Origin of the sequence: Kineosporia rhizophila (assembly GCF_021277265.1) — a bacterium.
Lineage (GTDB): Bacteria > Actinomycetota > Actinomycetes > Actinomycetales > Kineosporiaceae > Kineosporia > Kineosporia rhizophila.
In genome coordinates, this window is record NZ_JAJSOH010000027.1 from 1 (window position 1) to 25,556 (window position 25,556).

Genomic DNA, 25,556 nt, shown 5'->3' on the forward strand with positions numbered 1-25,556 from the left:
TCACGTCGCCGATCTCCCGGGACGACTCCCCCAGCTTGTTCATCGTGCTGGTGGTCGACTCCACCGCGCTCACCGCCGCGGTGGCCTCGCGGGCGGCGTCGCCCGCGCTGCGGGCGATCTCGCCGATCGAGGCGCCCATCTCCTCCGAGCCGGCCGCCACCGTCTGGATGTTCGCCGAGACCTCGTTGGCCGTGGCCGAGACCGAGCCCATCTGCGCCGACGAGCGGTCCGAGGTGGCCCCGACCTCGGTGAAGATGCCGCTCAGGGTGGTCGCCGAGTCGCCCAGCCGGTTGCTGGAGTCGACCAACTGCCGGAAGATCTGCGCCAGCTTGAGCCGCATGTTCTCCAGTGCCCCGGCCATCTGGGCCAGTTCGTCCTTGCCGTGCGCCGGCACCGGGTGGGTCAGGTCCCCGGCCGAGATCTGCTCGACCGCCGTCTTCAGGGCCTCGATGCCACCCGCGATCCGCCGGCCGTAGGCCAGCAGCAACCCGCCGATCAGCAGGGCGGTGACCACGCACAGGGTGAGCGTGGTGATGTTGCTGCTGCGGCCCGCGTCGTCGATGTCCGCGTCGAGCTTCTGCACCCGGGCGTAGGCGGTCTCCAGCGCGGCGGCGATGGCCTCGTTGGCCGCCGTGCTCTTGGCGGTGAAGTCCTCGCCCTGCTGCGCCGTCTCGGCCGCGTTCTTCGGCGGGGCCAGGCCGACCAGGAAGTCGCCCAGGTCGGTGTAGGCCGTGCCGACGGCGGCGATCTGCTGCTTCAGGTCGTCCGGGATGTCGAGGCCGGCGCTCGAGGCCACCAGTTCCTTCATCTTCGCGATGTCGGTGTCCAGGACCGAGCGGTACTGTTCGGAGGCCTGCGGCACGTAGGTGATGATCGTGTTGTCCAGCACGATCTTCGTCCCGGTGTTCTCCATGTCCTTGACGTTCACGTACGCGACGATCGTCTGCTCGTACTGGTCCCGGGAGTCGGTCTGGGAGCGGTGCGAGACTGTGACCGCCACCACGATCGCGGCCAGGGCCAGCACGGTGATGGCGACCAGGACCCGGAACACGATCCGGATCGGCCAGGCCGAGAGACGAGACATCAGGCAGCAACTCCGTTCAGCGCAGAGCGCGCCCGCGGGTACGCGGAGCGGGCCCCTCGGGTGGACGTAGTTGACATCGACGCGCGGCAGGCTTTCTGAAGGCGCCCGACGCGGCCGTACGCCTAGGGGCGGGCCGTGATCTCCACCAGATCGGGACGTTTCGGCAGAAGCGCGTCACCGCTGGAGACGCCCCGCAGCCGCCGCCCCACCCAGGGCAGCAGGAAGGTACGGGCCCAGCGCAGGTCGCCGGCCAGGTCGTTGACGCGCCCGGCGGCGACCTTGGCCGGGAGCGGTTCGCGCCACCAGCCGGTGTCGCCGGCCAGGAGGGCCGGGTCGTCCAGGCCGAGGCTCTCCATCACCGCCGCCGCGATCCGGGCGTGACCTTCCGGGGTCAGGTGCAGGCGGTCCTCGTGCCACAGCCGGCGGTCGCGCAGCACCTGCACGTCGCCGATGTCGGCGAGAACGCAGCCGTACCGGTCGGCCACCCGCCGGGCACAGGTGCTGAACGCGGCGAACGGCCCGTCCAGCCGGCTCCGGCGCGGGCTGCGGCTGGTGTCGCGGGGTGTGCCGCCGACCGTGAACAGCAGCACCTGGCTGCCGTTCTCACGCAACCGGGCCACCGTCTCCTCGTACTTGCCCAGCAGCCGCGGCACGTCCACGCCGGGGCGCAGGATGTCGTTGGCGCCGGCGTGGAAGGAGACCAGGGCGGGCTTGAGCGCCATGGCCACCGGCACCTGCTCGGCGATCACCTGGTCGAGCAGCCGTCCGCGGATGGCGAGGTTCGCGTAGCGCACCCGGCCGTTGGCGGTGGCCAGCCCCTCGGCCACCCGGTCGGCCCAGCCGCGGTGCCGCCCGTCCGGTCCCAGCTCGTCGTGCAGGCCCTCGGTGAACGAGTCGCCCAGGGCGACGAACGTGTCCAGGGTCGAAGCGTCGGCGTTCATGGCCATCAGTGACTCCTTGAGGACGATCGGTCGGGCTTTGGGCGAGCCGGTTCAGTAGGGGCTGTTGCGGGCGTGCGCCTGCAGACGTTCGGCGCGTTCGGCCGGGGTCTGGCGGGGGCAGCTCAGGCACTTGCCCATCGGGACGCGGTAGAGCAGACAGCACGAGACGCGGTGGACGTAGGTGCGCGATGCACCGGCCCGGCCGGGAACCCGGACGAAGCGGGGAGACGGCTTCAGCCGGAGGGAACCGGCCGCGATGTCGTGGGCGAGCCGCTCCGCGGCGTCGGCAGCCCCGGTGACCTGCGTCTCAGCCAGCAGACGGGTGGCCAGGGAATCCGACGTAATCGCCCACAACGACTGGGGAGTGACCCCACCGACGCGCCCGAGAGCGTCCACCATCGGGGCGACCGCGTGATCGAGGTGAGCCCCGAACGCCGACCCGCCGGGCTCGAGAGCCGGGCCCGGGACGACGCGTTCGAGACCGGCCCGCCGGGGCGACAGACGCACGTCCTGGGCCCGCACCGAGGTGGCCCGGCCGAGCAGCACGTACTCGTGCACCGAGGGGCCGAGCAGGACGGCGCTCGCCGAGTACCACCAGAGGGTGGCGTTGAGGCGGGGTTCGGTGCAGCCGTAGAAGGTGCCGGTGTCACGCACCTGGCCGGACAGCCAGTCCTCGTCGAGCAGCAGGCTGCCGGGCAGCAGGGCGACGGGTCCGGGCAGGCCGCCGGTGCTGGCAGCGCCCATGGCCCGAACTCCCATCAAAGGATCTGATGTTCCCTCCCGGGTGACGAAGGTCACGGCAAGAAGCCAACGACCGTAGCGGTGCAGGGACCCAAAGTTCCGGGCCCTGCACCGCGTACGTCACCCGTGGAGGTGAACAGTCAGAGGTCGTGCTGGTCGTGCTGGTGGTGCGGGTACTACGGGCGGATCAGCGCGAGTAGTACTCGACGACGAGCTGCTCGTTGCAGGTCACCGGAACCTCTTCGCGCGCCGGCTGGCGGACCAGACGGGCGTGCAGCTGCGGCAGCAGCACCTCGAGGTAGGGCGGCGTGGTGGCGAGCTGGTGCGCACCGGCGGCGGCGACCTGGAACGGCGTCTTGTTCCGGCTGCGCGGCGCGACCGCGATCACGTCTTCCGGCTTGACCTGGTACGACGGCTTGTCGACGAGGATGCCGTTGACGGTGATGTGGCGGTGCGTGACGGCCTGACGGGCCTGGTAGATGGTGCGGGCGAAGCCGCTGCGCAGCACCAGGGCGTCGAGCCGGGTCTCCAGCGAGGTGACCAGCGCCTCACCGGTCTTGGCGGCGCTGCGGTGGGCCTTCTCGAAGGCCCGGGCCAGCTGCGTCTCGCTGATGTTGTACTGGTAGCGCAGGCGCTGCTTCTCGAGCAGACGGACCTTGTAGTCCGAGGTGGACTTGCGGGCCCGGCCGTGGTCACCCGGCGGGTAGGGACGCTGCTCGAAGTACTTCACGCACTTCGGGGTGAGCGGGATGCCGAGGGCGCGAGACAACTTCGCCTTGGGACGGGGGTTATTCACTGACTGATCTCCACGGTAGGTTAGGTAAGGCTTACCTATGTTGCTGGAGGCGCAAGTGGACACTCGCACGCACACCCCCACCCGCCCGTCACAGGCGGAAAGAGCTCGAACTGTTCTGGCCGCGGCCGCCTCGGTGTCGGTCCGGTGGGACGGCGGTCGCGTCGACCTTCTCGGGTGTCATCACGACGACCCGTTGGGCGACGTGATCCTAACGCTTGAAACGAGCAGCACGTTAGCTCGGGCAGCGCAAGCAGCCCGAGGGACTTCCGAAGAAGATATTGCAGTCACCGTAGAGCTTACCGAACTCTGCGCGGTCAGTGTGCGCGACCGGGTCCGGTCGAGGGTCTGCCTGGGTGGCTGGATGTCGATCCCTCACCCGGTCCGGCCGGGGCGCGCCGCCTCCACCGGCTCGGTGGGCCTGCGGATCGACGTGGCCGAGGTCATGCTCGAGGGGGACGGCCGCCACGACTGGGTCACGGTGGAGGACTACCGGCGCGGCGAGCCGGACCCGCTGCACCTGGGCGCCGCCGAGCAGCTGCAGCACCTGGTCGCCCACCACCCGGACGCGATCGACACGCTGTCCCGGCTGTGCGAGCCGCAGGCCCTGCTCGGGGTGGTCCGGGTGCTGCCGGTGGCCCTGGACCGTTACGGGATCGTGCTGCGGGTGGAGAAGCTGCGCGAGCACTGCGACGTGCGCCTGCCGTTCCGCCGCCGGGTCGACACCGGCACCGAGGCGGCGGCCGAACTGCGTCACCTGCTGGCCGAGGGCAGCCGCCGGCGCCCGTGCGCCCGCTGAGAACACCGAGGGGTGGGGCGTCTGCAATGCTGGGCGCCCGCTCTTTCCGCGTTTCCTCCCCCTTACCTTTTTGCGAAGGATCGTCTTCATGACCGAGCGCTCCGCCCTCACCCCGGCCGACGCCGCCGCCCCCACCCTGCCCTTCTCCGTCGGGGTGCGGGTGGGCAACACCGTGCAGGTCTCCGGTCAGGCGCCGACCGACCCGCAGACCGGTGAGTTCGTCTTCGTCGGCGACGTGAAGGCGCAGACCGTGCGCGTGCTGCAGAACGTCGAGGCGGTGCTCACCGCGGGCGGCGCGACCTTCGACGACGTGATCATGCTGCGCGTGTACCTGACCACCCGCGACCACTTCTCGGCGATGAACGAGGCCTACGCCGAGTACCTGACCGGCCGCTGCGCCTCCGGCGTGCTGCCCTCGCGGACCACCGTGATGGTGGGCCTGCCGCACCCGGACATGCTGGTCGAGATCGACGCCCTGGCCGTGGTCGGCTGAACCTGGTGAACTGACCGCATGGCTGAGCTGCTGACCTCGCTGACCTCACAGACCTCGCCCGGCTCACCGGCGCAGGACCGGGCCGAGGCCCTGAGGGTCGGCGAGGTCGGCCTCGGCCGGGCGCAGTTGCTGGCCGCCGCCGGGGCGGTGGCCGATCGGGTGCACGGCGCCGGCGCGGTGGCGGTCGAGGCCACCGCGGACGCCCGTACCGTCACCGCGATCGTCGGGTGCCTGCTCGCCGGGGTCCCGGTGGTCCCGGTCCCGCCCGACAGCGGGGAGACCGAGCGGGCGCACATCCTGAACGACTCCGGTGCCGAGCTCACCCTTCGCGCCGAGGACGTCGACCTCACCGCCCAGGGCCGGGGCAGCCACCCCGAGCCGGCCGGGGAGAGCACGGCGCTGATCCTCTACACCAGCGGCACCACCGGTGCACCCAAGGGCGTGCCGGTCACCCGCTCGGCCATCGCCGCCGGTCTGGACGCACTGGCCGACGCCTGGTCCTGGACGCCGGAAGACCGTCTGGTGCACGGGCTTCCGATCTTCCACGTGCACGGCCTGGTGCTGGGCGTGCTCGGCCCGCTGCGGGTCGGCTCGCCGCTGGTGCACACGGTCCGGCCGAGACCGGCCGCCTACGCCGAGGCCGCACAGGCGGGCGGGTCGCTCTTCTTCGGCGTGCCCACGGTCTGGTCGCGGATCGCGGCCGACCCGCAGTCGGCCGACGCCCTGCGCGGGGCCCGTCTGCTGGTCTCCGGCAGCGCTCCCCTGCCGGTGCCGGTCTTCGAGCGCCTCACCCGGCTCACCGGGCACCAGCCGGTCGAGCGCTACGGGATGACCGAGACGCTGATCACCGTGAGCAGCCGGGCCGACGGCGAGCGCCGCCCGGGCCAGGTCGGGGTGCCGGTGCCGGGCACGCAGACCCGGCTGGCCGACGACGACGGCACGGTGCTGCCGCACGACGGCGAGGCGGTGGGCGAGCTGCAGATCCAGGGGCCCACCGTGTTCTCCGGTTACCTGCACCGGCCCGAGGCCAACGCGAAGGCGTTCACCGCCGACGGCTGGTTCCGCACCGGCGACGTGGCCACGATCGGCGCCGACGGCTGGCACCGGATCGTCGGCCGGGCCTCCACCGACCTGATCAAGAGCGGTGGCTACCGGATCGGCGCCGGTGAGATCGAGGACGTCCTGCTCGGCCTGGCCGGGGTGCGTGAGGTGGCCGTGATCGGTGTGCCGGACGAGGACCTGGGCGAGCGGGTCCGGGCCTTCGTGGTGGCCGACGGGCTCACCTCGGAACAGGTGATCGACCATGTGGCGCAGCGGCTTTCGGTGCACAAGCGGCCGCGTGAGGTGGTCTTCGTGAGCGAACTGCCGCGTAACGCCATGGGCAAGGTGGTCAAGCAGCGTCTGCGCTAGGGTCTGCGCATGTGAGAGACATCGCCATCTTCTCCGGCAGTGCCCACGTCGAGCTCGCCGAGGAGATCTGCCAGTACCTCTCGGTGCCGCTCCTGCCCTCCCGCACCTCCCGCTTCGCCAACGACTGCCTCGAGGTGCAGTTGCAGGCCAACTGCCGCGAGCGGGACGTCTACCTGATCCAGCCGCTGGTGCCGCCGGTCCAGGAGAACCTGGTCGAGCTGCTCCTGCTGCTGGACGCCGCGCGGGGCGCCTCGGCCGCCCGCACCACCGTGGTGATGCCGCACTACGCCTACGCGCGCTCGGACAAGAAGGACGCGCCGCGGATCTCGATCGGCGGCCGGCTGGTGGCCGACCTGCTGAACACCGCCGGGGCCGGGCGGGTGCTCACCATGACCCTGCACTCGCCCCAGGTGCACGGCTTCTTCAGCGTGCCGGTCGACCACCTGCACGCCCTGCGCGAACTGGCCGCCCACTTCCAGCCCTACGACCTGTCCAACACCGTGGTGGTCTCCCCCGACCTGGGCAACGCCAAGGCGGCCACCGCCTTCGCCCGCATCCTCGGGGTGCCGGTGGCGGCCGGGGCCAAGCAGCGCTTCTCCGACGACCAGGTGGTGATCACCGACATCATCGGCGACGTCACCGGCCGGGACGTGATCGTGCTGGACGACGAGATCGCCAAGGGCAGCACGGTGTTCGAGCTGCTGGAGCGGCTGCGCGAGCGCGGCGCCGGGCAGATCCGGGTGGCCTGCACGCACGGGCTGTTCTCCTCCAACGCCCTGGACCGGCTCCAGGCCCAGCCGGACGTGCTCGAGGTGATCTGCACCAACACCGTGCCGATCGGCAAGGAGAAGCGGGTGCCCAAGCTCGAGGTCCTCTCGATCGCCCCCGCGCTGGCCGAGGCGATCCGGCGGATCCACAACGGGGAGTCGGTGTCCTCGCTGTTCCACTGAGGTCAGCCCATATGGGTGAGCGTTCAACCTTCCCGCGCGCGGTTACAGACCGAAAGGTACAGTGCTGCGTATGGCGCAACCGCGGTGGCTGGACGAGGAAGAGCACCACACCTGGCGTTCCTATCTGGCCGCCACCCGGCTGCTGGCCGCCCAGCTCGACCGCGAGCTGCAGCACGACTCGGGCATCCCGCAGTCGTACTACGAGATCCTGGTGCGCCTGTCCGAGACCCCCGGCCGACGGCTGCGGATGAGCGACCTGGCCGACGCCAGCGACTCCTCCCGCAGCCGGCTCTCGCACGCGGTGGCCCGGCTGGTGGCCAACGGCTGGGTCGAACGGGAGAGCTGCCCGACCGACCGGCGGGGGGCCTTCGCGGTGCTCACCGACGCCGGGTTCGAGGCGCTGTCCAACGCCGCCCCGTCGCACGTGGCCAGCGTGCGCGCGCACCTGTTCGACCGGCTCACCCCCGAGCAGGTGGTGCAGCTCGGCCAGATCAACGACGCGATCCTGGCCGGCCTGCGGGAGGCCTCGGCCGAGATCGACCAGGAGTGCACCGCCCGCGAGCAGGAGCGCACTGCTCCTCCCCAGGTGGCCTGAGACCGACCCGACCCGACTTCGGTCGGCGCGCAGACTCGTCCTCAGTTGGCCCTTTTCGGTGCCGCCGCGCTCTGTGGTCCCGATCTGCTCCGGCTGGCCCCGATCGTCCCCCGGCGGCAAACGACGGCGAGCCGGACAGTTTCACCATATTGACAGAGCGTTATCGAATGTTGACGTCCAGTAATGGACTGTGGTGCGCAAGCGCCCTAGCGTGTCGGCCGTGACGACTGTCCTTCCGGGGCGCCCCCAAGAGGATCCGCCGGCGTACTCGACCTCGTCGGAACTCGCCGTCATCGCGCCGCGCGAGCCCGAGATCGCCGAGCCGATCGCGCAGACCCTGGCGCGGCCCGCGACCATCCGCAGCATCCACCGGCCGGTGGTGGCCCTGGCCGACGGCACCTGTCTGGGCTACCAGGCCACGGTGCGGGTCGGGGACTGGGCCGCCCGCTCGGCCGCGCCCTACTTCGAGGCGGCCGCCCAGGCCGGGCTCTCCGGACAGCTCGGGGCCCTGGCCCTGCAGTCCGCGGTGCGCGAGCGGGTCGCCCTGCCCGCGGACAAGTTCCTGGCCGTCGAGATGGACGCGGACGCCCTGACCCACCGCGACGTGCTCGACGTGCTGGAGCGGGCCGGTGAGATCAGCGACCTGGTGCTGAGCCTGATCAGCCCGTACCTGGCCCCGCGGCACCCGGCGATCGAGGTGGTCTCCGAGCTGCGCGGGCGGGGCCTGCTGGTCGCGGCCGGGGCCGGCGGCGCCGGGCTGGACGACCTCACCGCGCTCGAGCACCTGGTGCCCGACCTGGTGCGGGTGCCCGCCGAGCTGGTGCGGGACGTGCACCTGCACGCGGTGCGGCGCCGGCTGGTGGAGAACGTGGTCGACCTGGCCGAGGAGCTCGGCGCGGCGGTGCTGGCCGAGGACGTGGAGAGCCTGGACGAGGCGAGCGTGCTGCGTGGCTGCGGTGTCCGGCTGGCCTCGGGCTGGCTCTTCGGACGGGCCCGGCCGGGTTTCGCGCCGCCCTCCCCGGAGGTCTGCGAGTGGCTGCGGGTCTGGAACACCCGGCCTGGGCTGATCCCGCGGCAGTTCGTTCCGTCGCCGCCGCTCTCGCCCGAAAGTCCCTCGGAAGGGGGCCGTTACATCGACCTGGACAGCTATCGCGTGCCCGAGCCGGTGACCACCGACGAGGACGGCCCGCGCCTGCTCTGAGCAGCTGCTGACCGCCTACCCCACGCGCAGGCTCCACATCGCCACGGCCGCCGCCGCGGCCACGTTGAGCGAGTCCACGCCGCCGGCCATGGGGATGGTGACGGCCCGGTCGGCGTGCTCGATCGTGACCGGGCTCAGGCCGTCGCCCTCGGTCCCCAGGACCAGGGCGACCTTCTCCGGGGCCTTGGCCACGTACTCGTCCAGGCTCACCGCGTTCGGGCCCAGGGCCAGGGCGGCCACGTCGAAACCGGCCTTCTGCAGGTCGTCCATGCCGCCGGGCCAGGGGTCGATCCGGGTCCACGGCACCTGGAACACCGTGCCCATCGAGACCCGCACCGAGCGCCGGTAGAGCGGGTCGGCGCAGCGCGGGGTGACCAGCACGGCGTCGGCCCCCAGGCCGGCCACCGAGCGGAAGATCGCGCCCACGTTGGTGTGGTCGGTGATGTTCTCCAGCACCACGATCCGCCGGGCGCCGGCCACCACCGACTCCACCGAGGGCAGGACCGGCCGGTGCATCGCCGCGATCGCGCCCCGGTGCACGTTGAACCCGGTGATCGCCTCGACCAGGTCGATCGGGCCGGTGAACACCGGGGCCCCGGCCGCCTGCACGTCGCGGACCAGGTCGTCGAGCGAGTCCCGCCACTTCTCGGCCAGCATCATCGAGCGCGGCCGGTGCCCGGCCCGCAGCGCCCGGCGGATCACCTTCTCGCTCTCGGCCATGTAGAGGCCGCCGGCCGGCTCGAGCCGGGTGCGCAGCACCACGTCGGTCAGGCCGACGTAGTCGCTGAGGCGTTCGTCGTGCGGGTCGTCCAGGTGGATCAGGGTCACCGGACGATTTTATTAGGGTGCCGAGGCGCCCCGGTGACGCTCCTGCTCCAGCACCGCCTCGAGGTCGTTCAGCCGGCCCATCCCGGCGTACGACCGGCTCATCCGGTGGTTGTTCGCGAACTCCTCCCGGTTGCGGTCGAGGAAGGCCCAGTAGCCGGCGGTGAACGGGCAGGCGTCCGGGCCCAGCCGCTTCTTCGGGTTGTACCGGCAGCCGCCGCAGTGGTCGCTCATCCGGTTGATGTAGGCACCCCCGGCCGCGTAGGGCTTGGTCATCATCGCCCCGCCGTCGGCGTGCAGGGCCATCCCGACCACGTTCGGCACCATCACCCAGTCGTAGCCGTCGACGAAGGCCCGGTGGAACCAGTCGGTGACCGCCACCGGGTCGTAACCCTGCTGCAGGGCCCAGTTCCCGAGGACCATCAGCCGGGGGATGTGGTGCGCCCAGCCGTCCTCGCGGACCGAGGCCAGCGCGCTGGACAGGCACTTGGCCCCGACCTCGCCGTCGGGGTCAAGCTCGGCGAACCACTTGGGCAGCTTCCGGCGAGCCTTCAGGTGGTTGCGTCGCCGGTAGTCGTCACCGAAGTGCCAGTAGACGTGCCAGACGTAGTCGCGCCAGCCGACCACCTGCCGGACGAAGCCCTCGGTGCTGGCCAGGCCGGCGTCGCCCTCGTGGTAGGCGCGCTCGGCCCGCTGGGCGACCTCGACCGGATGCAGCAGGCCGAGATTCAGCGGCACCGAGAGCAGGGAGTGCGCCATCCAGCGGTCGTCGGTCAGGATCGCGTCCTCGTAGGGGCCGAAGTCGTGCAGCCGGGTGGTGACGAACGACTCCAGGGCCTTCAGCGCCTCGTCGCGGGTGACGGCGAAGCGGCGGGGCCCGTCCTCGCCGAGGAACTGGATGCCCTCGTCCCGTTCCCAGCGGTCCAGGTCGGCCCGGACCTGCTCATCGATCTCGTCCTCCTCCGGCCACCAGGGGGCGTCGAGGCCCCTCGCCTGGGCGAGGGTGGGTGCCTTGGGCGGAGGTTCGCGGTTGTCCTGGTCGTAGTTCCAGCGGCCGCCGACCGGCTCGCCGTCGCCTTCCAGCAGAAGACGATGGTGCTTGCGGACGTCGCGGTAGAAGTCCTCCATCAGCAGCTTGCGGCCACCGCGGCGTTCGGCCCAGTCGGCGAACTGCGCCTCGTCGACGGCGTAGCCGCGGGAGGGAAGCATCTCGACGTCCAAGGACCCGATCAGGCGGCGGGCGGCGTAGGTGGTGGGGGCGCAGACGCTGAGCCCGGACGTGTCCGGGGGCAGGCCTTCCCGGTAGGTGCGGGTCTGCTGGAAGGTGGCCTGGTCGCCCAGTTCGGCGGCGCGGTGGCGCAGGGCCGAGAGGACGAGATGGGCCTTGCGGCGGTGGAATCGGCGGCGCCGGAACACCTGCTGCGACTCGATCAGCAGCACCGGCTGGTCCGGCGAGTCCAGGTAGTGCGGCCCGAGCTGGTCGGCGAACAGCCACCGCCGGGCCTCGGCCTGCTTGCTGCTGGATCGCTTCTGACCTGCGTTCTTGTCCCCGCCCACGGCGACCACCCTGCCGTTCGGCGGGCTCGGCGGCATCCCGAGGCGTTGCGGGTGAGTGGGACGGGGCCGAGGGTCAAGGCGGGGCGGGAGGAGCCCGACTGTTGTGGGGTGGAGGGGATCGAGCCGGGCGCCGGGCACCGCCGACCCGGCCTGCGCCTGGCCGGGTCGTGCGGGGGGATCGTCGGCCTTCTGGTTGCGGCCGTGGTGTTCGCGGCGCCGGCTGGGGGTCGTGAACCTGCGCGCGGGCAACCCGTTGCCATTGCTTTCACCACCGACACCTCGGCAGGCACCTCGGCAGGCGCCGAGGCCCGGGCGAAGCGCGCCCGGGCCCGGGTGGAGGCCCTGGTCGAGGAGTACACCGACGCAGAGCGGGCCGTCGCCCGCGGGCTTACCCGGTTGTCGAAGTCTTTCGAGGCGGCGGACGCAGCCGTTGTGGACGCCGACCAGGCCGCCGCCGCGCGGGCCGCGGCGGAGGTCCAGCGGGGGCAGGACATCCGCGCGATCTACGCCTCCGGCGGCTCGGCCGGGCTGACCGCGACGCTGCTGGCGGCCGACTCCCCCACCGAACTGCTGTGGTGGCAGAGCACCAACCAGCGGCTGCTCAGCGGGGTGATGACCTCGAACGAGCGGAGTCTGCGCAGTGCCGACGCCGACTCCCGGCTGGCCGAGCGGCGGGCGGCCGAGGCCGAGCGGGCGGCGGACGAGCACCTGGCCGCCCTGAACGAGCTGCAGGCCGAGGCCGACCGGGCGGAGAGTACGCTGCAGGACGCCCGGCTCACGCTGCGGCGGCTGGACCGTCAGGCGAAGCAGGCCCGCGCGGCGGAGCAGGCGCGGGCGGAGCTGGCGCGGGCGCAGCGCACGGCCCGGGCCGACCGGCAGACCGCCACCGGAAAGGTCACTGCGCTGGGCATCCCCACCGAGTACGAGCTGGCCTACCGGGCGGCGGCGGGCGCCTGCCCAGGGCTGCGGTGGACCCTGCTGGCGGCCGTGGGTCAGGTGGAGAGCGGGCACGGGCGCAACGTGGGGCCCTCCTCGGCCGGGGCCAAGGGACCGATGCAGTTCATGCCGGCCACCTTCGCGGCCTACGGGGTGGACGGCGACGGTGACCGGGTGGTCGACATCTGGGACGCCGAGGACGCGATCTTCTCGGCCGCCCGCTACCTGTGCGCCACCGGCCTGCGCGACACCACACGCGACAGCGCGGCCCGGGACCGGGCCGCGCTGTACGCCTACAACCGTGCGGGGTGGTACGTGGACCTCGTGCTCTCGACCGAGCAGTCGATCATCTACGCGTTCTCGGGGGGCGTGCCGTAACCGCTCGGCCCCGGGCCGGGGGGCGTGGCCGAGCTGCCCAGGCCACCGGCCCCCGACACCTTCCGTGCGTCCGCGTCGGCCTCGGCCGAGGCCCCGGCAGCTTCCTGCCGGGCCCGCTCCAGCGCCTCGTTCGGGTCTTCCAGCTCGGTGCCGTCGAACGGGTTGTCGCTGATGCCGGTGTCGCGCTCGCGGTACCGGGCCGCCGACGGCGCCGCGATCGTCTCCGGGTCTCCCCCGAGCGCGCCGCTGATGCTGCCCAGCGCCTGGGTGAGCTCGGTCGGCACGATCCACATCTTGCTGGCCGTGCCGTTGGCGATCTGCGGCAGCATCTGCAGGTACTGGTAGGCCAGCAGCTTGGGGTCGGCGTCGCCGCGGTGGATCGCGTCGAACACCTGCAGGATGGCCTTGGACTCACCCTGGGCCTTCAGCACCGCGGCCTGGGCCTGGCCCTCGGCCCGCAGGATGGCCGACTGCTTGTCCCCCTCGGCGGTGAGGATCTGTGACTGCTTGACGCCCTCCGCGTTCAGGATGGCCGCGCGCCGGTCCCGCTCGGCCCGCATCTGCTTCTCCATCGAGTCCTGCACCGAGGCGGGCGGGTCGATGGCCTTGAGCTCGACCCGGTTCACCCGGATGCCCCAGCGGCCGGTCGCGTCGTCCAGCACCCCGCGCAGCTGCCCGTTGATCTGGTCGCGGCTGGTCAGCGTCTGCTCCAGGTCGAGCGAGCCGATCACGTTGCGCAGCGTGGTGACGGTGAGCTGCTCGATGCCCTGGATGTAGTTGTAGATCTCGTAGACCGCGGCCTTGGGGTCGGTCGGCTGGAAGTAGATCACCGAGTCGATGCTCACCACCAGGTTGTCCGATGTGATCACCGGCTGCGGCGGGAACGAGACCACCTGCTCGCGCATGTCGACCACGGCGCGCGGCCGGTCGACGAACGGGACCAGGAAGTGCAGGCCCGGTTCCAGCGTGCGCGAGTACCGGCCCAGCCGTTCGACCAGCACGGTGGTGGCCTGCGGGACGATCCGGATCGCCTTCGCGATGGTGGTGCCGACCATCAGCACCACCAGGGCGAGGACGACGAGGAGCACGATATCGCCTGGTTCCATGACTACTGCCTTCCTTCGGGGCTCTCGGGACGCTCGGGACGCTCGGACTGCGGGGAGGGCTCGTCGGCCAGCTCGGGGATCTCGGCGAGCTCGGGGATCTGCGGGATCTCCTGGTTCGAGGCCACCACCGCGGTGGCCCCGTCGATGCGCACCACGTGCACCGGGCTGTCCACCTCGAGGGTGAGGCCACCGGGCAGGATCCGCGCGGTCCAGGTCTCACCGGCCAGCTTGACCAGCCCGGTGTGCTCGGTGACCGGCTCGAGCACCAGCGCCGGGGCGCCGACCAGCGCGGCGGTACCGGTGACGGTGTCCTGCCCGCGCGTCATCCACGCCTTCAGCGGCGGGCGGACCACCCCGATCAGCACCCCCGAGGCGAGCGCGAAGGCCAGCACCTGCAGCGGCAGACCGCCCCCGAGGGCGTCGGCCCCGGCCGCGGCCAGGGCGCCACCGGCCAGCATCAGGAAGAAGAAGTCGAGCGTGGTGATCTCGACCAGGCCGAGCACCACGGCCGCACCGATCCAGATCAGCCAGGCCTTGTCGCCCCAGTCGTCCACCCGCACTCCTCCGCTTGGTCCCGGCGGAGGGTGACCCCTCCGCTACTCCTGACGCAGAACCGCCGTCCAGCGTTGCGCCACCTGCTGCACATTCAGAGGAACGTCGAAGGTCTTGGTCAGGTTCTCGTCGTTCAGCGTGGCTCCGATCGGCCCGGCGGTGACCACCTGACCGCCCCGCAGCATCAGCACGTGGGTGAACCCGGGCGGGATCTCTTCGACGTGGTGGGTGACCAGGACCAGCACCGGCGAGCGGCGGTCGCCGGCCAGCTCGGCCAGGTCGCGCACCAGGGTCTCGCGGCTGCCCAGGTCCAGGCCCGCGGCCGGCTCGTCGAGCAGCACCAGTTCCGGGTCGGTCATCAGCGAGCGGGCCAGCTGGACGCGCTTGCGCTCGCCCTCGCTCAGGGTGCCGAAGGTGCGCTCGACGAGGTGCTCCACCCCGAAGGCGGCGAGCAGGTCACCGGCCCGGCCGTGGTCGAGCTTGTCGTACTCCTCGCGCCACCGGCCGGCGATCGCGTAGGCCGCGGTGAGGACGACGTCGCGCACCACCTCCTCGGCCGGGATGCGTTCGGCCAGAGCGGCACTCGCCAGGCCGATCCGCGGACGCAGCTCGAAGACGTCGGTCCCGCCCAGGGTCTCGCCCAGGATCACGGCGCTGCCCCTGGTCGGGTGCATGCGGGCCGCGGCGACCTGGAGCAGCGTGGTCTTGCCGGCGCCGTTGGGGCCCAGCACCACCCACCGCTCCCCCTCGCTGACCTGCCAGCTCACGTCGTCCAGGAGTGCGTTGCCGCCACGCATGATCGTGACGCCGTCCAGATCCAGCACGTCGGCCATGCGAGGACCCTATGACACCGGCGATCACCCGCGCCCCCGGGTGGGCCGGTTGTGCGCAGATCCGCCGCAGATCACAGTTCTCAGGACCGGCCGGTGGGGTGCCGGACAGGCTTTAGGCTGACGTGATGCTGTTGCTGCCCCGGTCCGCCCGTCTCGCCGCCTGGGGCACCGCCGTGCTCGCCGACGGTCTGGATCCCGCCCTGGCGGTGGCCGCGGTGACCCGTGACGACGAACCGCACGAGGTCACCGCCGACTTCGAGGTGTCGGCCACGCTCGGTCTGGCGCCCAAGGGCGGTCTGCTCGGACTGCTCACCAGCCTCCAGCGGCACGGCACCCCCAGTCTCACCGTGGCTCTGCCCGCCCCCTGCGACCTGCTCGGCCTGCCCGGCCCGCCGAGCTTCAACGAGGCCGCGGTGGAGGCCGGCGAGTGCGTGCTGACCGGCGAGGGCCCGGACGGGCCGGGCGGCCCGGCGATCGGGATCGTGGCCGAGATCACCGAGTTCGGCTCGGTCTACGAGCCCGGCGCGATGGTCTCCTGGCAGGCGCACTCGGTCGGCCGGCGCCGGGTCACCGACCTGGGCAGCGTCGGCGAGGCCGACCGTGAGCTGCGCACCGCGCTGGCCGAGGCGATCGAGGAACTGGGCCGGCTCGACGTGGCCCGCTGGCGTGAGGACGCGGCGGTGCGGGTCGCGGCGATCCGCGACGGCGGGCTGGAGCAGGGGATCATCCCGCCCACCACCCCGCAGCGTTGCGTGCAGGTGCTGGCCCGGGCCGCCCGGGTGCGCGCGATCGTGGAACTGGCCAGCGAGGACGACGGGGCCGCGGTCACCCAGCACGAGGCCGAGCGCCGCGCCCAGGCCCTGCGCCGGCTCGACGGGGTCTCGCGCCGGGCGATGGTCGCCGCGGTGAACGGGATGCTCGAGAAAGACGACTGAGGACTTCGGTCCCCGGCGAACGCAGTGGGACTCGATCGGTGGAGCCGGTAGTCCGGTTCGGAGCGGGGACGCCGGCCGGTGCGGCCCGCCACCCGAGCGGGACCGCAGCGGACCGACGTCTTCAGGCTCTACAGCACCGAGCGGTAGACCTCGAGCGTGCTGTCGGCGATCGCCGACCAGGAGAAGTGCTCCTCGGCGCGCTGCCGGCCGGCGCGGCCCCACGCCCGGGCCCGTTCGCGGTCGGTGCACACCTCGGTGAGCGCGGCGGCCAGGTCGGCCACGAACCGGTCCGGATCCAGCGGGGTTCCGGTGCCGTCGCTGACCTGCTCGATCGGCACCAGCAGGCCGGTGACGCCGTCCTGCACCACCTCGGGGATGCCCCCGGTGGCGGTGCCGACCACGGCCGCCTCGCAGGCCATCGCCTCGAGGTTGACGATGCCCAGCGGCTCGTAGACCGACGGGCAGACGAACGCGGTGGCCGCCGACAGCACCGTGCAGAGCTCCTCGCGGGGCAGCATGCGCTGGAGCCAGACCACCCCGTCGCGGGTCTTCTGCAGGTCCTCGACCAGGGCGCTGACCTCGGCCATGATCTCCGGCGTGTCGGGGGCCCCGGCGCACAGCACCAGCTGGATCTCCGGCGGCAGCTGGGCGGCCGCCCGCAGCAGGTAGGGCAGGCCCTTCTGCCGGGTGATCCGGCCCACGAACACGATGCTCGGGCGCTCGGGGTCGATCCCCAGGGCGCGCACCGTGGCCTCGTTCTCGATCCGCTTCCAGCCGGAGAGGTCGATGCCGTTGTGGACGACCCTGACCTTCTCCGGGTCGACCGAGGGGTAGGAGCGCAGGATGTCGTTGCGCATCCCGGCACTGACCGCGATCACCGCCGAGGCGGCCTCGTAGGCCGTCTTCTCGGCCCAGGAGCTCAGCGCGTAGCCCCCGCCCAGCTGCTCGGCCTTCCACGGCCGCAGCGGCTCCAGGCTGTGCGCGGTGAGCACGTGCGGCACCCCGTGCAGCAGTCCGGCCAGGTGCCCGGCGAGGTTGGCGTACCAGGTGTGCGAGTGCACCAGGTCGGCCCCGGCGCAGTCACCGGCGATGGCCAGGTCGACCCCGAAGGTGCGCAGGGCGGCGTTGGCACCGGACAGCGTGGCCGGCTCGGGGTAGGCGGTCACCGACCGCTCGTCGCGCGGTTCGCCGAAGGTGCGGACCTCGACGTCGATCCTGCTGCGGAGAACCTCGACGAGATTCTCCACGTGAACACCCGCCCCTCCGTAGACATCCGGCGGGTATTCACGAGTGAGAACGTCGACGCGCATGGGCACCACCGTAGTGCGGACGAGGACCTACGGCCTATGGTCAGCACATGGCGAATCCGAAGGTTCTGGCGATCGTTCTGGCCGGCGGGGAAGGCAAGCGGTTGATGCCACTCACGGTGGACCGCGCCAAACCCGCCGTACCCTTCGGAGGCGTCTACCGCCTCGTCGATTTCGCGCTGAGCAATCTGGTCAACTCCGGGTACCTGCGGATCGTGGTGCTGACCCAGTACAAGTCGCACAGCCTCGACCGGCACATCGCCCAGGCCTGGCGGATGTCGACCCAGCTGGGCAACTACATCGCGCCGGTGCCGGCCCAGCAGCGGGTGGGCAAGCGGTGGTACCTGGGCAGCGCGGACGCGATCTACCAGAGCCTGAACCTGGTGAACGACGAGAAGCCGGACATCGTGGTGGTGGTCGGGGCCGACCACGTGTACCGGATGGACTTCGCCGCGATGGTCCAGCAGCACATCGACTCGGGGGCGGGCTGCACGGTGGCCGCGATCCGCACGCCGATCGAGGAGGCCAACCAGTTCGGTGTGATCAAGACCTACGACGAGGACCCGCGGCGGATCGAGGCGTTCCTGGAGAAGCCGACCGACCCGGTCGGCCTGCCGGACTCGCCGAACGAGGTGCTGGCCTCGATGGGCAACTACGTGTTCGACGCCAAGGCCCTGATCGAGGCGGTCACCAGCGACTCCGACGACCCGGGCTCGCGGCACGACATGGGCGGCGACATCGTGCCCTACTTCGTCGGCCGGGGTGAGGCCGCGGTGTACGACTACAAGGACAACGACGTGCGCGGCTCGACCGACCGCGACCGCCACTACTGGCGTGACGTGGGCACCATCGACGCCTACTTCGAGGCGCAGATGGACCTGGTGTCGGTGCACCCGGTGTTCAACCTCTACAACTACGACTGGCCGCTGTACACCCACCAGGGCCCCTGGCCCCCGGCCAAGTTCGTGCACGGCTGGCAGGGCCGGATCGGGCACGCGGTGAACTCGATCGTCTCGCCCGGCACGGTGGTCTCCGGCTCGTTCGTGGAGAGCTCGGTGCTCTCGCCCAACGTCAACGTCCGCTCCTGGTCCACGGTCAGCGAGAGCGTGCTGATGGACGGGGTGGACATCGGCCGGCACGCGGTGGTGCGCCGGGCGATCCTGGACAAGAACGTGATCGTGCCCGAGGGCGCCCGGATCGGGATGGACCCGGACGCCGACCGCGAGCGGGGCTTCGTGGTCACCGAGTCGGGGATCACGGTGATCGGCAAGGGGCAGCGAGTCACCGTGTAGCCGTGTCCTGCCTGCCCGGGGCGTCTGGTCACGCCTACAGTTTCGCGGCGTGACCATTCGTATTGCAGTGCAGTTGAAGCCGCAGCACTCGGACTACGCCGACATCCGCCGGGCGCTGGCCCGGGCCGAGGAGGCCGGGGTGGACGTGGTCTTCAACTGGGACCACTTCTTCCCCCTGTACGGCGAGAGCGACGGCAAGCACTTCGAGTGCTGGACCATGCTCGGCGCCTGGGCCGAGGCCACCTCCCGGGTCGAGATCGGCGCGCTCGTCACCTGCAACAGCTACCGCAACCCGGAGCTGCTGGCCGACATGGCCCGCACCGTCGACCACATCTCCGGCGGCCGGCTGATCCTGGGCATCGGGGCGGGCTGGTTCGAGCGCGACTACGACGAGTACGGCTACGACTTCGGCACCCCGGGCCGCCGGCTGGCCGACCTGGAGCAGGCCCTGCCGCGCATCCAGGCCCGCTGGAAGAAGCTCAACCCGGCTCCGGTGCGCGACATCCCGATCCTGATCGGTGGGGGCGGCGAGAAGAAGACGCTGCGCTACACCGCCCGGCACGCCGACATCTGGCACTCCTTCGGTGACGTGGAGACGCTGCGCCGCAAGGGCGCGATCCTCGACGAGTGGTGCGGCACCGAGAACCGCGCCCCCTCCGCGGTGGAGCGTTCGATCGGGGTGGACAAGGCACCCGAGGAGGTCGGCGACGAACTGGTGGCGGCCGGGGCCACGCTGTTCACCCTCGGCCTGGACGGCCCCGACTTCGACCTCGGCCTGACCCGCGAGTGGCTGGCCTTCCGCGACCAGAAGAACGGTTAGGGCACCTCGATCACGGCCTTGCCGCGAGTGTGTCCCTGTTCGAGTTCGGTCAGGGCCCGGGCGGTCTCCGGCAGGGCGTAGGTACGGCTGATCACCGGGCGCAGCCTGCCCTCGGTGATCAGCCGGTTCACCTCGAGCAGGTCGTCCCGGTGCTCACGGGTGGGCAGCAGGGTGATCCGGGGCCCGACGAACCAGTTCAGCACCACGCCGCGCAGCATCGGTCCGATCGGCCCGAAGAAGCCGCCGGGGGTGCCCCCGTCGTTCAGCACCAGGGTGCCGGTGGGGGTAAGTGCTTTGAGGACGATTCTGGGCGCCTTTGCGCCCGCGTTGTACAGGATGGCGTCGTAGCGTTCGGGAGCGGCGGTGAAGTCGCTGGCCCGGTAGTCGAGCACCTGGGCCGCACCGAGCTCGCGGGCCAGGTCGGCGTTGGCGGCGCTGCACTCCGCGGTCACCTCGGCCCCCAGGGCGACCGCGACCTGCACCGCGAAGTGCCCCACCCCACCCGAGGCCCCGGTCACCAGCACCCGCTGCCCGGCCCGCACCCCGGCGATGTCACGGATGCCGCGCAGAGCGGTGGTCGCCGCGACCGGCAGAGCGGCGGCCTCGGCGAAGCTCAGAGCCACGGGTTTGGGCGCGATCTTGGTCACGTCGGCCACCGCGTACTCGGCGAAGGCCCCCGCCACGAACCCGTAGACCTCGTCACCGGTTTCCACCCCGGAGACCCCCGGCCCGACCCGTTCCACCACCCCGGCCGCGTCGAGCCCGGCCACCCGATTCCGGGGCCGCCGCCCGCCCATCCCGGGGCGGGCGATCACCGGAGACCCCCGCAGCAGGTGCCAGTCGGCAGGATTCAGCGCCGCCGCCCGGACCCGCACGAGAACCTGCCCCTCCCCGGGAACCGGCTCACCGACGTCTTCAAGCCGCAAGCTTTCCGGCGGGCCGAACCGTTCCTGCACGATCGCTTTCATGCCTGCTCCTCCTCGATCCGGCTGCGCGTGAGCGCAGGTACCACTCGGCCACCGCAAGATTGATCAGCCACCCGGCCGCCATCGCGAGCGCCCGCAGCAGCCCGCCCGGCTGGTGCCCGAGCGCCACCGCGAACGGGCCGACGGTGAGCACCTGAGTACCTGCCCCCAGGCCGATTGCGTAGCCCCACAACATCCAGCGTTGGTGGCTGCGGAAGTTCCGGCGCCGGGCGGCGCGGTAGCCCAGGTAGAGGGACACCGCCATACCGATGCCGAAGACCAGCCGGAAAGCGTTCAACAGGGCGCTGTCCCACTCCGGCAGGTCGTAGGCCAGGGTCATCCACAGTCCGCTCAGCGCTGCGGCCATCCCGGCCGGCAGCAGCACGACCCGCCCGAGCCGACCGTGGCCCCGGCGATGCCCGGTGACCTGGAAGGCCCCGAGCACACAGAACAACGTCGCCCCGACGATGTGCACCACGATCGGCACCGGGGAGTGGAAGAACCGGGCGTTCTCCTCGGTGATCCGGGCCCCGCCGGTCAGCTCGCCGAGCCGGGTCGCGCCGGCCACCACCGGGATCGCGGTGAGCAGCAGCAGTCCGGTGAGTGTCGTGTTGTTCCTGGCCATGCGGTCAATGGTGGACGCGGGTGGGTCACCGTCTCATCGGAGCCGAGGCCGGACCTATGCCGTACCGCGGACCGAGCCGGCGCTCGTACTTTCGGTCAGGAACGGCGCCCGGCCCGGCCGGTCTCGTAGGCCCAGATCGCGATCTCCACCCGGTTCCGCACCCCGAGCTTGGCCATCAGGCTGGCGATGTGCGTCTTCACCGTGCTCAGGCTGATGTGCAGCTCGGCCGAGATCTCGGCGTTGGTGCGGCCCTGGGCCACGGTGAGCAGGATCTGCTCCTCACGGTCGGTCAGCGGCTCCACCGGCTGCTGCCCGCCGGTGCGCGGCCCGGACGAGGCGAAAGCGGTGAGCAGCCGGGCGGTCACGCTGGGCGCGATCAGGGCGTCGCCGGCCGCCGCGGCGTGCACGGCCTGGGCCAGCAGCGCCGGCCCGGCGTCCTTGAGCAGGAAGCCCCGGGCTCCGGCCCGCAGTGCTGAGTACACGTACTCGTCCAGGTCGAAGGTGGTGATCACGACCACCGCGACCGGGTCCGGCACGTCCGGGCCGGCCAGCCTGCGGGTGGCCTCCAGCCCGTCCATCCCCGGCATCCGTACGTCCATGAGGACGACGTCGGGCTTCAGCGAGCGCGCGGCCTCCAGCGCCTGCAGGCCGTCCGCGGCCGTGCCCACCACCTCGATGCCGGGCTGGACCTGCAGGATCATCTGCAGCCCGGTGCGCACCAGCTCCTGGTCGTCGGCCACCAGCACGCGAATGTCGTTCATACCGACCAGCCTGCCCGGGGTAGCAGCGCCGTCACCACCCAGCCCCGGACGTCTCCTGGCCCGGCTGCGCAGGTTCCTCCCAGAAGGTGCGCACGCTCGGCCATCCCGATCAGCCCGTACCCCGGCGAGAGCGCCGGACGTACGGCCGCGACCGGCTCCCCGTCGTCGGTCACTGACAACCGAAGGTGCTCGGGGTCTCCTTCGACCAGCACCTCGATCCGGGTGGCGCCGCGAGCATGGCGCCGCGCATTCGTCACTGCTTCCTGAGCCAGCCGATACACCGCCGAACCGACCCCGGGAGGCACCTCACCGACGTCCCCAATGATCTTGACCTCGACCGCCGGCCCCTCGCCCGGACCGGCCAGCTGGGCGATGTCGGCGACCCCCGGGCTGGGCAGCAGCTCGGCCTCCTCGTCGCGACGCAGCATCCGCACCATCGTGCGCATCTCGGTGAGCACCTTCGACGCCTCGGCCTCGATCACGCCCAGGGCCTGCACCGCCGGCTGCTGGTCGCCCGTCACCGCCGCCTGGGCCAGCCCGGCCTGAGCCCGGATCACCATGGCCGAGACGTGATGCGCCACCACATCGTGCAGGTCACGAGCCAACTGCTCCCGCTCCAGCAGCTTCACCCGCTCCAGCTCGCGCTCGTAGGTGCCCGCGCGATAGCGCACCGCCAGGGCCACCGCGCCCAAGGTGGTGAGAACTCCCGCCCCGCCCAGCAACTCGACCCACTCGGTGGCCCCGGCCGGGTCGTACACCTGCCACAGGAGCAGCTTGACCGCCACGAAGGCCAGGCCGATCACCGCCTCCCGCCCCGATCCCCAGCGCAACAGCGCATAGATCAGGAGCAGCATCGCCGCGAGCGCGCCCATGTCCGGCTCGCGCCCCCCGGCGGCTATGGGGACGACCGTAAGCACGGTGAACGCGATGGCGACGGTGTGCATGGGGTACGCCCGGCGCCAGTAGAGCAGCGGGGTGAGCGCCAAGGTTGTGACGACCGAGAGGACGCGGTTGGGCAGGTCGGGACGGAGGACGCCTTCCAGCAGGGTGACCAAGGCCGCCGCGAACACCAGCGCGGCGTCGAACCGGTGGGGGGCGCGGGCGCCGGGCGGACGGGGTGCGTTCCAGATGGAGCGCAGGAGGGCGGTCACGGTTTCAAGGTAGGCGACGTCGGGCCAGGGCGGATCGGCCGGAAGTACGCCTGAATCTGGGGACCGCGCAAAGCCCGCCCTCCCCCAACGCCTCCGGCTCCGGGCGGTACCCCCACCGGGAAGACACAGGCAAGATCGGGAAAGGTTGAGGCGCGGAGCCAGAGCCCACCCGACTCCGCAGTTCTCCGCCTCAGATCCGCCGGGCCCGGAACACCGTGTCGTGGATGGTGATCTCGCGGCCTTCCGGATCGGTGGCCGGGCGCGGCCGGGCCTCGGAGGTGAGCACCTCCCAGCCGTCCAGGTCGAGCGCGGCGGCGATCTGCTCCGCCGTCCAGAAACCTTCCGGAACGTTCGGGCGTCCCATGGTGGTCTCCAGATCCAGCGGGCTGTGCAGCACGATCAGCAACTGCCCGCCCGGCGCCACCGCACTGGCCAGACGGCGGAACAGGTCCTGCCCGCTCTGGTGCAGGAAGTGGCTGGTGACCAGGTCGTACTGGCCGCGCGGCGGGGTCCAGGTGCGCAGGTCGGCGTGGATCCACTCGGTGCGGGTGGCGATCTCCTGGCCCAGTTCCGCGGCCCTGGCCGCGTTCTTCTCCAGCACCACCGACGAGAAGTCGGCGCCGGTGACCCGCCAGCCGCGCGAGGCGAGCCAGAACACGTCACCCCCCTCACCGCAGCCCGCATCGAGGGCCGAGCCCGGGGCCAGGTCCGAGATCTCGTCCACCAGCTGCGGATTCACCCGGCCGCTGAACAACGGCTCCGCCGCGCGATACCGCTCTTCCCAGGCCGGGGCCTCGAACCAGATGCGCGGGTCCTGACTCACTGTGTGCCCGCCATGGCTGCCCGGACCTCTTCCTGGATCAGGTCGCCGTTGATCGCCGCCCCGGCCATCAGGCCCTGCCCGGCCGAGACCATCACCTGCGCCATCGGATTCGCCACGTTGCCGGCCGCCCAGACCCCGGGCACCTCGGTCCGGCCGGTCGGGTCCACCTTCAGCGAGGTACCCAGCACGAAGCCCTCCACCTCCATCGGGGCGGTCTCCAGCCCCAGCCCCTTGAGCCCGTCCAGCCGGGCCTCGAACCTGGGCCCGACCGCCACAACCTGCCGCGCGACAACCTCGCCGGAGGTCAGCCGCAGACCGGTGACGCCGCCGGGCACGCTCTCCACCGCGGCCACTTCGCCCTCGACCACCCGTACCCCGACCGCCGCCAGCTGCGCCCGGCCGTCGGCACTGATCTCCGGACCGGTGTGGGCGAACACCACCACGTCGGCGGACAGTTGCCGGAACATCAGCGCCTGGTGCACCGCCATCGGGGTGGTGGCCAGCACGCCGATCGCCTGGTCGCGGTGCTCGTAGCCGTGGCAGTAGGGGCAGTGGATGACGTTCTTGCCCCAGTGCTCGGCCAGACCCTCCACGGCAGGCAGTTCGTCTTTCAGGCCAGTGGCGATCAGCAGCCGGCGGGCCTGCACCTCGCGACCCTCGTCCAGGGTGACCGCGAACCCGGAGTCCCGGCGTGAGACCTCGCTCACCCGGCCCTTGACGGTGGTGCCGCCGTACCGGGCCACCTCCTCGCGACCGACGGCCACCAGCTCCAGCGGGTTCAGGCCTTCCCGGCCCAGGTAGTTGTGGATGCCCTCCGCCGGGGCGTTGCGCTGCTCCCCCGCGTCGATCACCAGCACCGATCGGCGCGAGCGCCCCAGCGCCACCGCCCCGCTCAGCCCGGCCGCACCGCCACCGACCACCACGACGTCGTACTTGTCGTTCATCTCGGACCACCTCTCTGGGAACGTCTGTGCCGCAAAGGTGCGCCTCGAGTTCCAGGGTTGACAAGCTTTGTTGCCGGAACGGCAAATAGAGGGGTGAGCGACACCGGTGACTTCGAGGACGTCCTGCACGCCGTGGGCCCCCGGCTGCGCCTGCTGAGGCAGCAGCGCGGCACCACGCTGGCCGAACTGGCCGAGGAGACCGGCATCTCGGTGAGCACGCTGTCCCGTCTGGAGGCCGGGCAGCGGCGCCCCACCCTGGAACTGCTCCTGCCGCTGGCCCGGGCGCACCAGGTGCCGCTGGACGAACTGGTCGACGCCCCGCCCACCGGCGACCCCCGGGTGCAGCTGCGCAGCTTCGAGCGCAACGGCGCGGCGTACCTGCCGCTGACCCGCCGGCCCGGTGGTCTGCAGGCGTACAAGATCGTCTATCCACCCCACTTCCCCGGTCGCGAGCCCACCCCGGAGGACCAGCGCGTGCACGAGGGCTACGACTGGATCTACGTGCTGCAGGGCCGCCTGCGACTGGTTCTCGGCGAGCACGACTTCGTGCTGGAGCCCGGCGAGGTGGCCGAGTTCGACACCCGCACCCCGCACTGGATGGGCAATCCGGGCGACCGGCCGGCCGAGGTGATCGGTCTGTTCGGGCCCCAGGGCGAGCGGCTGCACGTGCGCGCCCGGCCCCGGGCGGGCACCTGAGCGAGGCCACCCGCACGGGTGGGAAAGGCGGGTCCGATGGGAT

Annotated in this window: 27 protein-coding genes; 11 read left to right on the forward strand and 16 right to left on the reverse strand. The window is 71.8% G+C overall.

Annotation, left to right across the window (positions count from 1 at the left end):
• The 4 genes from LWF15_RS28265 to rpsD all read right to left on the reverse strand — a co-directional run.
• The coding region (locus LWF15_RS28265; RefSeq protein ID WP_232813998.1) for a methyl-accepting chemotaxis protein at positions 1-1,084 on the reverse strand (1,084 nt) is incomplete at its 3' end.
• A gap of 122 nt (positions 1,085-1,206) precedes the next feature.
• Entirely contained in the window at positions 1,207-2,031 is an 825-nt protein-coding gene (locus LWF15_RS28270) for an SGNH/GDSL hydrolase family protein (protein WP_232813999.1), read from the reverse strand.
• A 45-nt stretch (positions 2,032-2,076) separates the two neighbouring features.
• Positions 2,077-2,769, reverse strand: coding sequence for a (2Fe-2S)-binding protein (locus LWF15_RS28275; RefSeq protein WP_232814000.1), 693 nt, complete (start codon positions 2,767-2,769; stop codon positions 2,077-2,079).
• A gap of 184 nt (positions 2,770-2,953) precedes the next feature.
• Positions 2,954-3,562 carry a 30S ribosomal protein S4 gene (gene rpsD, locus LWF15_RS28280; RefSeq protein WP_232814001.1) on the reverse strand — a complete coding sequence of 203 codons (609 nt, stop codon included), beginning with the start codon at positions 3,560-3,562 and terminating at the stop codon, positions 2,954-2,956.
• Positions 3,563-3,923: 361 nt separating this feature from the next.
• On the opposite strand from rpsD, the gene LWF15_RS28285 reads away from it, so the two are divergent.
• The 6 genes from LWF15_RS28285 (at position 3,924) to LWF15_RS28310 (ending at position 9,007) form a co-directional block, all read left to right on the forward strand.
• Positions 3,924-4,358, forward strand: coding sequence for a DUF2470 domain-containing protein (locus LWF15_RS28285; RefSeq protein ID WP_232814002.1), 435 nt, complete (start codon positions 3,924-3,926; stop codon positions 4,356-4,358).
• An 88-nt stretch (positions 4,359-4,446) separates the two neighbouring features.
• The gene (locus LWF15_RS28290) at positions 4,447-4,851 is read left to right on the forward strand and encodes a RidA family protein (protein WP_232814003.1); all 405 of its coding nucleotides are present in this window, start codon (positions 4,447-4,449) and stop codon (positions 4,849-4,851) included.
• 18 nt (positions 4,852-4,869) lie between these two features.
• Positions 4,870-6,261 carry an acyl-CoA synthetase gene (locus LWF15_RS28295; protein WP_232814004.1) on the forward strand — a complete coding sequence of 464 codons (1,392 nt, stop codon included), beginning with the start codon at positions 4,870-4,872 and terminating at the stop codon, positions 6,259-6,261.
• Between the two features lie 11 nt (positions 6,262-6,272).
• Positions 6,273-7,211: a ribose-phosphate diphosphokinase gene (locus tag LWF15_RS28300; RefSeq protein WP_232814005.1), complete on the forward strand. Its 939-nt coding sequence runs from the start codon at positions 6,273-6,275 to the stop codon at positions 7,209-7,211.
• 70 nt (positions 7,212-7,281) lie between these two features.
• Complete coding sequence (locus LWF15_RS28305; RefSeq protein ID WP_232814006.1) at positions 7,282-7,806, forward strand: MarR family winged helix-turn-helix transcriptional regulator; 525 nt, start codon at positions 7,282-7,284, stop codon at positions 7,804-7,806.
• Between the two features lie 220 nt (positions 7,807-8,026).
• Positions 8,027-9,007: an EAL domain-containing protein gene (locus tag LWF15_RS28310; protein ID WP_232814007.1), complete on the forward strand. Its 981-nt coding sequence runs from the start codon at positions 8,027-8,029 to the stop codon at positions 9,005-9,007.
• Between the two features lie 15 nt (positions 9,008-9,022).
• Here the strand turns inward: LWF15_RS28310 and LWF15_RS28315 are convergent, their stop codons facing one another.
• Together LWF15_RS28315 and LWF15_RS28320 are read right to left on the reverse strand one after the other, a co-directional pair.
• Positions 9,023-9,835 carry a TrmH family RNA methyltransferase gene (locus LWF15_RS28315; RefSeq protein ID WP_232814008.1) on the reverse strand — a complete coding sequence of 271 codons (813 nt, stop codon included), beginning with the start codon at positions 9,833-9,835 and terminating at the stop codon, positions 9,023-9,025.
• Positions 9,836-9,847: 12 nt separating this feature from the next.
• Entirely contained in the window at positions 9,848-11,425 is a 1,578-nt protein-coding gene (locus LWF15_RS28320; RefSeq protein WP_269810970.1) for a cryptochrome/photolyase family protein, read from the reverse strand.
• Positions 11,426-11,497: 72 nt separating this feature from the next.
• On the opposite strand from LWF15_RS28320, the gene LWF15_RS37875 reads away from it, so the two are divergent.
• Positions 11,498-12,703 carry a lytic transglycosylase domain-containing protein gene (locus LWF15_RS37875; protein ID WP_232814010.1) on the forward strand — a complete coding sequence of 402 codons (1,206 nt, stop codon included), beginning with the start codon at positions 11,498-11,500 and terminating at the stop codon, positions 12,701-12,703.
• On the opposite strand, the gene LWF15_RS28330 is transcribed toward LWF15_RS37875, so the two are convergent.
• Genes LWF15_RS28330 through LWF15_RS28340 form a run of 3 tightly spaced genes read right to left on the reverse strand, consistent with a single transcriptional unit; the run spans position 12,676 to position 15,194 of the window.
• Positions 12,676-13,809, reverse strand: a complete 1,134-nt coding sequence (locus LWF15_RS28330) for an SPFH domain-containing protein (RefSeq protein WP_232814011.1) — start codon at positions 13,807-13,809, stop codon at positions 12,676-12,678. The two genes, LWF15_RS37875 and LWF15_RS28330, sit on opposite strands and share 28 nt — an antisense overlap.
• A 2-nt stretch (positions 13,810-13,811) precedes the next feature.
• Positions 13,812-14,363, reverse strand: coding sequence for an NfeD family protein (locus tag LWF15_RS28335; RefSeq protein WP_232814012.1), 552 nt, complete (start codon positions 14,361-14,363; stop codon positions 13,812-13,814).
• 42 nt (positions 14,364-14,405) lie between these two features.
• Entirely contained in the window at positions 14,406-15,194 is a 789-nt protein-coding gene (locus LWF15_RS28340; protein WP_232814013.1) for an ABC transporter ATP-binding protein, read from the reverse strand.
• A gap of 125 nt (positions 15,195-15,319) precedes the next feature.
• Here LWF15_RS28340 and LWF15_RS28345 point away from each other — a divergent pair, with 125 nt between their 5' ends.
• Positions 15,320-16,129 (forward strand): hypothetical protein, encoded by an 810-nt coding sequence (locus LWF15_RS28345; RefSeq protein ID WP_232814014.1) that lies wholly within the window; start codon positions 15,320-15,322, stop codon positions 16,127-16,129.
• Between the two features lie 128 nt (positions 16,130-16,257).
• Here the strand turns inward: LWF15_RS28345 and glgA are convergent, their stop codons facing one another.
• Positions 16,258-17,439 (reverse strand): glycogen synthase, encoded by a 1,182-nt coding sequence (gene glgA, locus LWF15_RS28350; protein ID WP_232814015.1) that lies wholly within the window; start codon positions 17,437-17,439, stop codon positions 16,258-16,260.
• A 47-nt stretch (positions 17,440-17,486) separates the two neighbouring features.
• Here glgA and glgC point away from each other — a divergent pair, with 47 nt between their 5' ends.
• Together glgC and LWF15_RS28360 are read left to right on the forward strand one after the other, a co-directional pair.
• Positions 17,487-18,728 carry a glucose-1-phosphate adenylyltransferase gene (glgC, locus tag LWF15_RS28355; protein WP_232814016.1) on the forward strand — a complete coding sequence of 414 codons (1,242 nt, stop codon included), beginning with the start codon at positions 17,487-17,489 and terminating at the stop codon, positions 18,726-18,728.
• Between the two features lie 49 nt (positions 18,729-18,777).
• Complete coding sequence (locus LWF15_RS28360; RefSeq protein ID WP_232814017.1) at positions 18,778-19,548, forward strand: LLM class F420-dependent oxidoreductase; 771 nt, start codon at positions 18,778-18,780, stop codon at positions 19,546-19,548.
• Here the strand turns inward: LWF15_RS28360 and LWF15_RS28365 are convergent.
• The 6 genes from LWF15_RS28365 to LWF15_RS28390 all read right to left on the reverse strand — a co-directional run bounded on the left by LWF15_RS28365 (position 19,545) and on the right by LWF15_RS28390 (position 24,817).
• On the reverse strand, positions 19,545-20,516 hold the full coding sequence (locus LWF15_RS28365; protein WP_232814018.1) for an NAD(P)-dependent alcohol dehydrogenase: 972 nt from the start codon (positions 20,514-20,516) through the stop codon (positions 19,545-19,547). The genes LWF15_RS28360 and LWF15_RS28365 overlap by 4 nt on opposite strands.
• Complete coding sequence (locus LWF15_RS28370) at positions 20,464-21,138, reverse strand: DUF2306 domain-containing protein (protein WP_232814019.1); 675 nt, start codon at positions 21,136-21,138, stop codon at positions 20,464-20,466. Before LWF15_RS28370 ends, LWF15_RS28365 begins: the two co-directional genes overlap by 53 nt.
• 95 nt (positions 21,139-21,233) lie before the next feature.
• Positions 21,234-21,899, reverse strand: a complete 666-nt coding sequence (locus LWF15_RS28375) for a response regulator transcription factor (protein WP_232814020.1) — start codon at positions 21,897-21,899, stop codon at positions 21,234-21,236.
• The gene (locus LWF15_RS28380) at positions 21,896-23,050 is read right to left on the reverse strand and encodes a sensor histidine kinase (RefSeq protein ID WP_232814021.1); all 1,155 of its coding nucleotides are present in this window, start codon (positions 23,048-23,050) and stop codon (positions 21,896-21,898) included. The genes LWF15_RS28375 and LWF15_RS28380 overlap by 4 nt, the downstream gene beginning before the upstream one ends.
• Positions 23,051-23,240: 190 nt before the next feature.
• Positions 23,241-23,873, reverse strand: coding sequence for a class I SAM-dependent methyltransferase (locus LWF15_RS28385; protein WP_232814022.1), 633 nt, complete (start codon positions 23,871-23,873; stop codon positions 23,241-23,243).
• Complete coding sequence (locus tag LWF15_RS28390) at positions 23,870-24,817, reverse strand: NAD(P)/FAD-dependent oxidoreductase (RefSeq protein WP_232814023.1); 948 nt, start codon at positions 24,815-24,817, stop codon at positions 23,870-23,872. The genes LWF15_RS28385 and LWF15_RS28390 overlap by 4 nt, the downstream gene beginning before the upstream one ends.
• Before the next feature lie 93 nt (positions 24,818-24,910).
• Between LWF15_RS28390 and LWF15_RS28395 the strand changes: the two genes are divergently transcribed.
• Positions 24,911-25,513 (forward strand): helix-turn-helix domain-containing protein, encoded by a 603-nt coding sequence (locus LWF15_RS28395; protein WP_232814024.1) that lies wholly within the window; start codon positions 24,911-24,913, stop codon positions 25,511-25,513.
• The last annotated feature ends 43 nt before the right edge of the window (positions 25,514-25,556 follow it).

Coding starts and splice junctions, on each gene's coding strand:
- LWF15_RS28270 (WP_232813999.1), bottom strand. CDS start 2,031: ATGGCCATGAACGCCGACGCTTCGACCCTGGACACGTTCGTCGCCCTG.
- LWF15_RS28275 (WP_232814000.1), bottom strand. CDS start 2,769: ATGGGCGCTGCCAGCACCGGCGGCCTGCCCGGACCCGTCGCCCTGCTG.
- LWF15_RS28285 (WP_232814002.1), top strand. CDS start 3,924: ATGTCGATCCCTCACCCGGTCCGGCCGGGGCGCGCCGCCTCCACCGGC.
- LWF15_RS28290 (WP_232814003.1), top strand. CDS start 4,447: ATGACCGAGCGCTCCGCCCTCACCCCGGCCGACGCCGCCGCCCCCACC.
- LWF15_RS28295 (WP_232814004.1), top strand. CDS start 4,870: ATGGCTGAGCTGCTGACCTCGCTGACCTCACAGACCTCGCCCGGCTCA.
- LWF15_RS28305 (WP_232814006.1), top strand. CDS start 7,282: ATGGCGCAACCGCGGTGGCTGGACGAGGAAGAGCACCACACCTGGCGT.
- LWF15_RS28320 (WP_269810970.1), bottom strand. CDS start 11,425: ATGCCGCCGAGCCCGCCGAACGGCAGGGTGGTCGCCGTGGGCGGGGAC.
- LWF15_RS28330 (WP_232814011.1), bottom strand. CDS start 13,809: ATGGAACCAGGCGATATCGTGCTCCTCGTCGTCCTCGCCCTGGTGGTG.
- LWF15_RS28340 (WP_232814013.1), bottom strand. CDS start 15,194: ATGGCCGACGTGCTGGATCTGGACGGCGTCACGATCATGCGTGGCGGC.
- LWF15_RS28345 (WP_232814014.1), top strand. CDS start 15,320: ATGCTGTTGCTGCCCCGGTCCGCCCGTCTCGCCGCCTGGGGCACCGCC.
- glgA (WP_232814015.1), bottom strand. CDS start 17,439: ATGCGCGTCGACGTTCTCACTCGTGAATACCCGCCGGATGTCTACGGA.
- glgC (WP_232814016.1), top strand. CDS start 17,487: ATGGCGAATCCGAAGGTTCTGGCGATCGTTCTGGCCGGCGGGGAAGGC.
- LWF15_RS28365 (WP_232814018.1), bottom strand. CDS start 20,516: ATGAAAGCGATCGTGCAGGAACGGTTCGGCCCGCCGGAAAGCTTGCGG.
- LWF15_RS28370 (WP_232814019.1), bottom strand. CDS start 21,138: ATGGCCAGGAACAACACGACACTCACCGGACTGCTGCTGCTCACCGCG.
- LWF15_RS28375 (WP_232814020.1), bottom strand. CDS start 21,899: ATGAACGACATTCGCGTGCTGGTGGCCGACGACCAGGAGCTGGTGCGC.
- LWF15_RS28390 (WP_232814023.1), bottom strand. CDS start 24,817: ATGAACGACAAGTACGACGTCGTGGTGGTCGGTGGCGGTGCGGCCGGG.